The organism is Adonisia turfae CCMR0081 (assembly GCF_011009555.1).
Lineage (GTDB): Bacteria > Cyanobacteriota > Cyanobacteriia > Phormidesmidales > Phormidesmidaceae > Leptothoe > Leptothoe turfae.
Window position 1 is genome coordinate 464,658 of the sequence record NZ_QXHD01000004.1, and the last position, 8,205, is coordinate 472,862.

Consider the following 8,205-nt stretch of genomic DNA (forward strand, 5'->3'; position numbering starts at 1 on the left):
TCAATGCATTGAAAGATTAATTACCCTTAAAATAAGGAACCTTTATGCAAGCAGCAACGTTTATTACCCAGGAGTTATCGGTGGTTTAACCATGCACTGCGTGCAATCTTTTGAAGGATATCAACTAAAGCCGGAAAAGCTTAGGTAGATGGAGAATTAAGAAGTAGCAGGAGACGTTAGTGAAGCCCTCTATGCTGATGTCTACTATCTGACTTCTATCCTTGGGAAAACATTCCACTCTAAATTGATACCCTGCTAAATCATCGTCATATTTAATGTTGAGTATATTTAAAAGCTATGTTGATCAATAGCTCAGTTAAACAAAGAGAGAAGCAGCCCCGTATTTTAGTCGCCTCCGTACGAGGCTTTCGCTTTCAAGTCGCTAACTGTGTGCTGTATGAATTTGAGGACTTTATCTGCGATTTAGAAGGAGCAGAACTCTATGCTCCTACCCAGGAATTCGACCTGGCTAGAAAAATATACCGCTTCTCTAAATACGCAACTCATTCTGACAAGATTGCCAGTGCTCTTGCACCATTTCCAACTAAGGTATTGCTAGAAAACGAATACGACTTACTATTTGTCGTTTGCGATAATCCCTGGCAACTCCATTTACTGGAAACCATTAAAAACTGGCGTGATAAATGTCGCCATAAGGCTTGCTACATCATGGAAACATGGAAGCCAAATTTTGATGACTGGCGTTTAGCCCAAGAACCATTCAAGAACTTTGACCATATTTTTGCAGGGACCGCCCACTGTGTTGAGATCTACTCAAACGTTACAGGGTTGCCTAGCAATTATCTGGCACCAGCCATTGATGCCCTTAAGTTTTGTCCCTATCCCAATCCACCCCAGAGGATGATAGATGTTTGCTGTGTGGGGCGTCGTCATCCAGAAACCCATCAATCATTGTTTCAACGTTCTCAGCAAGACGATAACTTTTTCTATTATTACGATACTGTCAACAATCGTGACTTAGAAGTTGGCAATCCTCAGGAGCATCGCGCTAAGTTAGTAAATCTCTTACAGAGAAGTCAATATAATATTGCTGTTAATGCCAGGTTTGATGCCCTGGAAGAAACAGGAGGGTATCAAGAGATGGGCAGTCGTTATTTTGAAGCGGTCGCTGCGGGTACCGTGTTGCTGGGCATACCTCCCAAGGGTGATGTATTTCCCCGTTATTTTGATTGGGAAGATGCCATCGTTCACGTAGATCTTTATGAACAAGATATTCTGGCGGTGATGGAAACGCTCAATGCCCAACCTGACAGGCTTGAAAGGATTAGGCGTCGTAATGTTGTGAATGCTTTACTCAAGCATGATTGGGTCTATCGCTGGCGAGAGGTTTTAGCGGCATTTGATTTGCAGCCGAGCCAGGCTGTGATTGAAAGGGAGAAACAATTGCAACAGCTGGCGTACAGGGTTGATTCTATTGATATGTCCATAGCGTGTTAATGCTGTTGTCAGCAACTCAGTTGCTCGTAGTTAACGTTAGGAAATTTATCTTGTTGAGGGGTTGGATGAGTGCGGTGATAGTGTCGCCTATGCCCGTTTAGAGGTCGATAGATGATGGTAAGTACAATCAAGTTTAGCAACGGTGATCAAATGCCCATGGTGGGCTTAGGCACCTGGACATCTACCCCCAGGAGTGTGCAGCATAGCGTTAAGCGTGCGATCGCAACAGGTTATCGTCTGTTGGGGTTAGGCCCATGGTCATTGGCCCCTGGCGATGTGTATAGCGCCGTTAAGGATGCGATCGCAGCGGGCTATCGCCACATTGACTGCGCCCACATCTATGGCAACGAAGCCCCTGTTGGTCGCGCCCTTGCGGATTCCTTTAAAGCAGGTGTTGTCACCCGAGGAGAAATGTGGATCACCTCCAAACTGTGGAATGATTCCCATGCCCCAGAAGATGTACAACCCGCCTTGGCAGCGACTCTCTCCAATTTGCAGTTAGACTATCTAGATTTGTATCTTATCCATTGGCCTGTGGCCATGAAAAAAGGAAGCTCAGACCCCCTAACGGCAGAGCACCTGATCTCCCTGGACACACTCCCTATTTTGACCACCTGGCGAGCAATGGAATCTCTTGTGGATAAAGGGCTGTGCCAGCATATTGGAGTATCAAACTTTAGTAGTGCAAAGTTACAAAATCTGTTGGATAATGCCCGACGTCAGCCAGAAATAAACCAGATTGAGTTGCATCCCTATTTACAGCAACCATCAATGTTAGAGTTTTGTCAGGCCAACAATATTCACCTGACCGCTTACGCCCCCCTCGGTTCCTCGACGCGCCCTGATAACCTCAAGTCAAAAGATGAGCCAGTTTTACTGAAAGAGCCCACCATTGCTGCCATTGCTAAGCGCCATGGCGTCACCTCTGCCCAGGTTCTCCTGAGCTGGGCTATGCAGCGGGGCACTGCTGTCATTCCCAAGTCCTTCAATCCAGAACGTATCCGCCAAAATTTGGCATCGGCTGATGTTGTGCTGACACAAGAGGATATGCAAACCATTAAGGGGCTGGATTTGAATCGTCGCTATGTGGATGGTGCATTTTGGCAAGTCCCAGGGGGACCGTATACGGTAGACAGTATTTGGGATCTGTGACGTTGGCACATAGAGACCCGATCGAGACGCTTACATCAAGATAGCCTTGCGACAATAAAAGGCTTCTGCATATTTATCGGGTGCATTTGACTCAATTCCCCGCAGTCTCAGGATTGATGAAAACGTTTCTTCGTCAAACCATTGCTTGTTGAACTGAGTTTGAAAATGCTGCATCAGGTAATCTATTTTTCGCTGATAAGTGAATGCATCAAGATGTACAAAGCAATTAGGATTCCCTAAATCTCCATCATATTTAGGAATCTCATATTCTAAAATCATATGGTTGCGAAAGGCATTCCAAGTCAGTTCAGAGATTAACCGATGATCTTGATGCAAGTCATTACGATAGTGGGTCAGAACTAGATCAGGAGAACAATTCTTGCTTAACTGATCAAAAAACTCTTTGATTTCTATGCCAATGTATGGAAAAAATCGTTCTCTGAATTCTTTAATGACAATATTTTTCTTGTTGACCGGTTTTAGGAAGCTATTTGCACTGGCTAGGGCCTCCTCTTTTCGATGTCCAGTTGCCGAGAAAACCACCCAATCAACTTCAATCTCTGGACAATGGTCAATCAATTTCAAGAGGGTGCCACCACAGCCGATTTCAATGTCATCACTGTGGGCACCCAGGCAAAGAATGCGACGGAATGTATGGTTATCCTGATGATTACCGATGAGTTTCATCATAAAATTGTACGATTTGTGAAGACTTAAGCGATTTTTAGGTCAGGCTTTGGGCTATTGCTGAATATTTCTGAGTGAGACTCCCATACAGCCCATGGAGTGTTCCCTTTGGCATACATATCGTCAAATAGTATCTTTTCTTTTAAAGTGTCCATACAGGCCCAAAAACCAGGATTTCTGTAGGCAATCAGTTGTTGTTTTCGAATCAATCGCTGGAATGGTTCAAGCACTAACTCTTCACCGGGGGAAATATAGTCAAAGATTTCTTTTCTCAGTACAAAGAATCCTCCATTGATCCATAAATCTGAATGACCCACCGATCGAATATTTTCCACGATGCCATCTTCATTGGTTAAAGAAACAACATGGAATGATTGTGAAGGTTGCACGGCTAAAAAGCTAGCAATCTTATTTTGTTGTTGAAAATACTCAAGGTATAAATTTAGATCAAGATCGCTGAGACCATCTGAATAATTGGCTAGAAAGATGTCTTCTCCTTCTAAATAAGGCTTGACCGCCGCTAAACGCTCGCCAATGTTTAAATTGAGCCCAGTATCAACAAAGGTGATTTTCCAGTCTTCTATGTCAGTGGTATGGAGTTGAATATCCTTGCCACCCTTAGATAAGGTAAAGTTGTTGGATAAACACTCGTCGTAGTTAAGAAAGTAATTCTTAATGTAGTCTCCTTTATAGCCAAGGCATAAAATAAATTCTTTATGGCCAAAGTGAGCGTAATATCGCATCAGGTGCCAAATAATTGGGCGATAGCCAATTTCAACCATTGGCTTGGGGATAGTTTCAGAATATTCTCTTAGTCGGGTGCCTAAGCCACCACAAAATAGAACAACTTTCATTTGGATTCTCCTTATGTTTTTTTACATGCTGAACTGGAATAACTGGTTAGCAAGCCATGGTTAGCAAGCTATGGTTAGCAAGCTATGGTTGGCCAGGGTAAATGCAGCATTCTTGATGGTCGAAAAACTCAACTGAGATCGCTCAGCGATATCAAGCAATGTGTGTTCTCCATCGGAGAGATTTAACGTCCACAACATGGCCATGCGATCGTCAGAGGTTGTTTGTTTACCTCCCATGGTGCTGTAAAGACCTCGCTTGCCTAACTGGGGTTCACATTTAGGATTCGTATTCAAGTAGACGTAGTTGTTTTCTAAAACATCGAGCACATTCACATAGGTTTCGAAGGAATTGACTAAAGCAGACGTTTGCACAAAGTCTAAATTGTCAGCCGAGGTGTGATATTCAGGGTAGGTGCCAAATTGACTTCTCGTGAGGCTACCAATAGGCAAGTTGAAGCCAGGTGAGCAAAATTGTCGTTCATCATATCCATAGGGTGAAAAATCAGAAACTTTATGGTCTTGGGACAAATTTTGTAGGATATGGATGACGGCCCTATCAATGTCTGCATTGCCATGACGGCTTTTCTTATAGGCTAAAGGACCTGAGTCGCCAACATTAGAAACAGTTAAACCATGCTTAATGAATGAAACTCGATCCTCATTGCGGCTCAACCAAGTAATCGAGCCGATGGTACCTGGAATAAACAGGAAACGGTAGGAATAGCGTAAGGATTGTTGTTGGCTAAGATGTTTTGCTAGAAACGTGACGAGTGCGATGCCCGATAGATTATCGTTGCATAGGGATGGGTGGCAACTATGGCAGCACAATAAGATTTCGTCAGATGTTTGTCCTGGTAATAATAGCTCGCCATAGGTGAGAGAACCTGATTCTAAAGAAGAATCAATATAGACTTCATAGTCACTCTCTGGTAGAGATTGCAGTACCCGATCCGATAGGCAAAACCCCCATGTCTCTTGATAGTAAGAGGTGCGATAAGGAATCCAATCGGGTTGATCGGGCATTGAGAAAAGATGCTCTTTTAACTGGGAAAGAGACATCGTTTGATGAATTGGAATGCTGTAGTTTAGTACGTGTAAGTTTGATGATTGAAAATCAACGATTTTCTTGCCCGTTTTATCTTTGATGTAAGCATCCTTGATATTCCATTCTTTAGGAACCGTCCAATCAAAAACGGGTGTACCTGTCGGCACTTCATGAATTTCTAGGGGAATATGTTGCTGGATAATGTTGAGTGACTTGCGTACGCCATTGCCTGTGATGCTACGGCAAATTGGATATAGATCGCTGATCAGGCTATACATGTCTAACCCTAGGCGATGTATATCATCGATTGATTTTGCATCAAGCTCCATATTCATGTTCATGCTCCTGGAATGCTTTAAGGAGTAGCGATCGCAAACTGTATTCAAAAAATATCTAAGGTTAAAACTTAAGAGGCCCTGAAAGCTTGATAGGTCTCAGCTCTGAGTTCAGCGCTTGGCGTGAAAACACTGCCTTACAAGACTGGAGGTAAGGCAGCCACACTCATCGTTAGCCTCTGTGGTTTTATGGTGTTGCATCCTGTAGTCTGGCAGACGTCACACGTATCCCTAGCTAGGAATAGACGTTTTCTATTCCCTAGGAATAGACGTACTATTCCCTAGGAATAGACGTTTACTTCAGGGATGGGTACCACAAATTTTCCACCCCATTCGCGGATCACACTCATTTGCTGCATAATCTCGTCTTTTACATTCCAAGGCAAAATCAACACATAATCGGGTTTTGTTTCTTTGATTTTATCGGGATGATAAACAGGAATATGGGTGCCCGGCAGGAATTTTCCATGCTTATAAGGGTTTCTATCCACCGTATAGTCAAGAAAGTCTGTGCGAATGCCACAATAGTTTAGGAGAGTATTCCCTTTGCCCGGTGCCCCATAGCCAACAATTGTTTTCCCATCTCGTTTTGTTTTAATCAAAAAGTCTAGAAGCTTACGTTTGGTTTCGCGCACTTGTTCATCAAAATGAGTGTAGCGTTCTAGACTTGTAAACCCGGCGGCGGCTTCACGTTGTCTCAAGTCAATGACGCGCTCGCCCACGGGCTTAGAGATATCGTCTGTGTGTCGCGCATAGACACGTAACGAGCCACCATGGGTGGGTAGTTCTTCCACATCAAAGATGGTCATGCCATGGGCTGCAAAGATGGTCTCTAGGGTGCTCAGGGTATGATAGAAAAAATGCTCGTGATAAATGGTATCAAATTGATTCAACTCCATGAGGCGCATCAAATGTTGAATCTCCCCAGTGAAAACGCCTTGGGGCTTCATTAAAATTTTGATGCCTGCAATAAAATCGTTGAGATTGGGCACATGGGCAATGACATTATTGGCAGCAATCAGATCGGCGGACTTCCCCTGTTGCACCAGTTTCTTAGCACAGTCTTCTCCAAAGAATTCATTCAGGGTGGGAATGCCTTTATCAATGGCAACCTTGGCGATGTTCGTTGCCGGTTCAACGCCTAGCACAGGAATCTTTTTTTCTACGAAATACTGTAGGAGATATCCGTCGTTACTGGCTAGTTCCACAACGTGACTTTCTTCATTGAGGTGAAACCGTTCAACAACCTGATCTGTATATGCTTTGCACTGAGCCAGCCAAGTATCACTGTAGGACGAGAAATAGGCATACTCAGTGAAAATATGTTCTGGGCTGACGTATGCTTCTAGCTGTACCAGGAAACAGTTGCTACATACCCGTACATGGAGAGGATAGAACGGCTCCATCTGGTTGACTTGATCCGCACTTAGGATGCTTTCACATAGGGGCGACATGCCCAAATCTACCAGGGTGTGGTTTAAAGACGTTCCGCAAAAGAGACACTGGGGCGTATTTTGAGAAGACGCTTTGATCGTTTCTTTCGTAGCCGTTTGCTGACTCATGTTTTAATTTTAAAGGGGTCTACAGGGGAAAGGTTTGAGGGCTTACATCCACTGAGCAATGGCCGCTTCAGTGACTGGCCGCATATCGGTTCCAGAGCCATAGGCTTGGCTCCAGGTGATGCTTTGTTCCAAGCCTTGATCTAGGGAAATTTGACGAGCCCAATCCAGCTTCAGCCGTGCTTTAGAACAATCTAAGCTCAGGGAGTGGGCCTCGTGGGGATGGTAGGCGTTATCTTGTTCCCAGGTCGCCCCCTTGCCCCAGAGTGATACGAGTTTATCCACTAATTCCTCTCCAAAAATTAGGATCCATTGCACCTCTGGGGATGGATTGTTGCCATTGGTTCTATTTCCTAAGAATTCACCAGGATTTATACGCAAAGACGGCAATGTTCGGATTTAAGTTTCCATAACTCAAATCTCGACCTAATATTTATTTTTGTTTTACACATCAACAACTTTGTGAATGTCGGAGCATAGATAAATATCTGTTTTTTTGATTGATCACTCGCACAATAACAGGTTTTCGTTAATTTATATGACGTACCCGTAGTACATGGTTGAAAGGCTGCTTTTCTCCAAGAGAAATGCTTTTTGTTAGATCTGGCCCATGCCCATGGGCGGGATGGTTACTTGCAGTTGGCAGAAGATAGGCTGTCTAATCTTCACTGTTTACTGTTCGTTTAAGTACGGAAAAAAGGGACATTCTCAGGTTATGTCTGCAATATCCCCCTGTAGCTTTTTTTCTGTTCGATCCATGACACCTACACTGATTCTTAGAAATTGCGCTTTGGTTAATGGTCCGGCTGACATTGCGATCGCAAACTCAACCATCATTGCCATTGAACCCAACCTACCGCTCACCGCCCCCACTGAAATCGACGTCGCAGGCAACCTCGTCAGTCCACCGTTTGTCGAATCCCACATCCATCTAGACTCGGCCCTGACTGCCGGGCAACCCCGCCATAACCAAAGTGGCACCTTGTTTGAAGGCATCGAGATTTGGAGAGAACGCAAACAATCCCTCACCCTGGATGACATCAAACACCGTGCCACCGCCGCTCTCAAACTAATGGCCAGCCAGGGTACCCTTTTTGTCCGTACCCATGCTGATG

Annotated in this window: 8 protein-coding genes; 3 read left to right on the forward strand and 5 right to left on the reverse strand. The window is 44.3% G+C overall.

What is annotated here, in order from left to right:
- Nucleotides 1–297 precede the first annotated feature (297 nt).
- Together DXZ20_RS06185 and DXZ20_RS06190 are read left to right on the forward strand one after the other, a co-directional pair.
- Nucleotides 298–1,458 (forward strand): glycosyltransferase, encoded by a 1,161-nt coding sequence (locus DXZ20_RS06185; RefSeq protein WP_163697063.1) that lies wholly within the window; start codon nucleotides 298–300, stop codon nucleotides 1,456–1,458.
- A 114-nt stretch (nucleotides 1,459–1,572) separates the two neighbouring features.
- Nucleotides 1,573–2,610, forward strand: a complete 1,038-nt coding sequence (locus DXZ20_RS06190; RefSeq protein ID WP_163703416.1) for an aldo/keto reductase — start codon at nucleotides 1,573–1,575, stop codon at nucleotides 2,608–2,610.
- Nucleotides 2,611–2,640: 30 nt separating this feature from the next.
- On the opposite strand, the gene DXZ20_RS06195 is transcribed toward DXZ20_RS06190, so the two are convergent.
- The 5 genes from DXZ20_RS06195 to DXZ20_RS06215 all read right to left on the reverse strand — a co-directional run bounded on the left by DXZ20_RS06195 (nucleotide 2,641) and on the right by DXZ20_RS06215 (nucleotide 7,375).
- Nucleotides 2,641–3,300, reverse strand: a complete 660-nt coding sequence (locus DXZ20_RS06195) for a PIG-L deacetylase family protein (protein ID WP_163697065.1) — start codon at nucleotides 3,298–3,300, stop codon at nucleotides 2,641–2,643.
- Nucleotides 3,301–3,323: 23 nt separating this feature from the next.
- Nucleotides 3,324–4,151, reverse strand: a complete 828-nt coding sequence (locus tag DXZ20_RS06200) for a glucose-1-phosphate cytidylyltransferase (protein ID WP_163697067.1) — start codon at nucleotides 4,149–4,151, stop codon at nucleotides 3,324–3,326.
- Between the two features lie 60 nt (nucleotides 4,152–4,211).
- On the reverse strand, nucleotides 4,212–5,531 hold the full coding sequence (locus DXZ20_RS06205) for a DUF4910 domain-containing protein (protein ID WP_163697069.1): 1,320 nt from the start codon (nucleotides 5,529–5,531) through the stop codon (nucleotides 4,212–4,214).
- A gap of 281 nt (nucleotides 5,532–5,812) precedes the next feature.
- On the reverse strand, nucleotides 5,813–7,093 hold the full coding sequence (locus DXZ20_RS06210; protein ID WP_163670116.1) for a class I SAM-dependent methyltransferase: 1,281 nt from the start codon (nucleotides 7,091–7,093) through the stop codon (nucleotides 5,813–5,815).
- 42 nt (nucleotides 7,094–7,135) lie between these two features.
- The gene (locus tag DXZ20_RS06215; RefSeq protein WP_163697071.1) at nucleotides 7,136–7,375 is read right to left on the reverse strand and encodes a hypothetical protein; all 240 of its coding nucleotides are present in this window, start codon (nucleotides 7,373–7,375) and stop codon (nucleotides 7,136–7,138) included.
- Nucleotides 7,376–7,847: 472 nt separating this feature from the next.
- On the opposite strand from DXZ20_RS06215, the gene DXZ20_RS06220 reads away from it, so the two are divergent.
- The coding region (locus tag DXZ20_RS06220; protein WP_348918545.1) for an amidohydrolase family protein at nucleotides 7,848–8,205 on the forward strand (358 nt) is incomplete at its 3' end.

Coding starts and splice junctions, on each gene's coding strand:
- DXZ20_RS06185 (WP_163697063.1), top strand. CDS start 298: ATGTTGATCAATAGCTCAGTTAAACAAAGAGAGAAGCAGCCCCGTATT.
- DXZ20_RS06190 (WP_163703416.1), top strand. CDS start 1,573: ATGGTAAGTACAATCAAGTTTAGCAACGGTGATCAAATGCCCATGGTG.
- DXZ20_RS06195 (WP_163697065.1), bottom strand. CDS start 3,300: ATGATGAAACTCATCGGTAATCATCAGGATAACCATACATTCCGTCGC.
- DXZ20_RS06200 (WP_163697067.1), bottom strand. CDS start 4,151: ATGAAAGTTGTTCTATTTTGTGGTGGCTTAGGCACCCGACTAAGAGAA.
- DXZ20_RS06205 (WP_163697069.1), bottom strand. CDS start 5,531: ATGAATATGGAGCTTGATGCAAAATCAATCGATGATATACATCGCCTA.
- DXZ20_RS06210 (WP_163670116.1), bottom strand. CDS start 7,093: ATGAGTCAGCAAACGGCTACGAAAGAAACGATCAAAGCGTCTTCTCAA.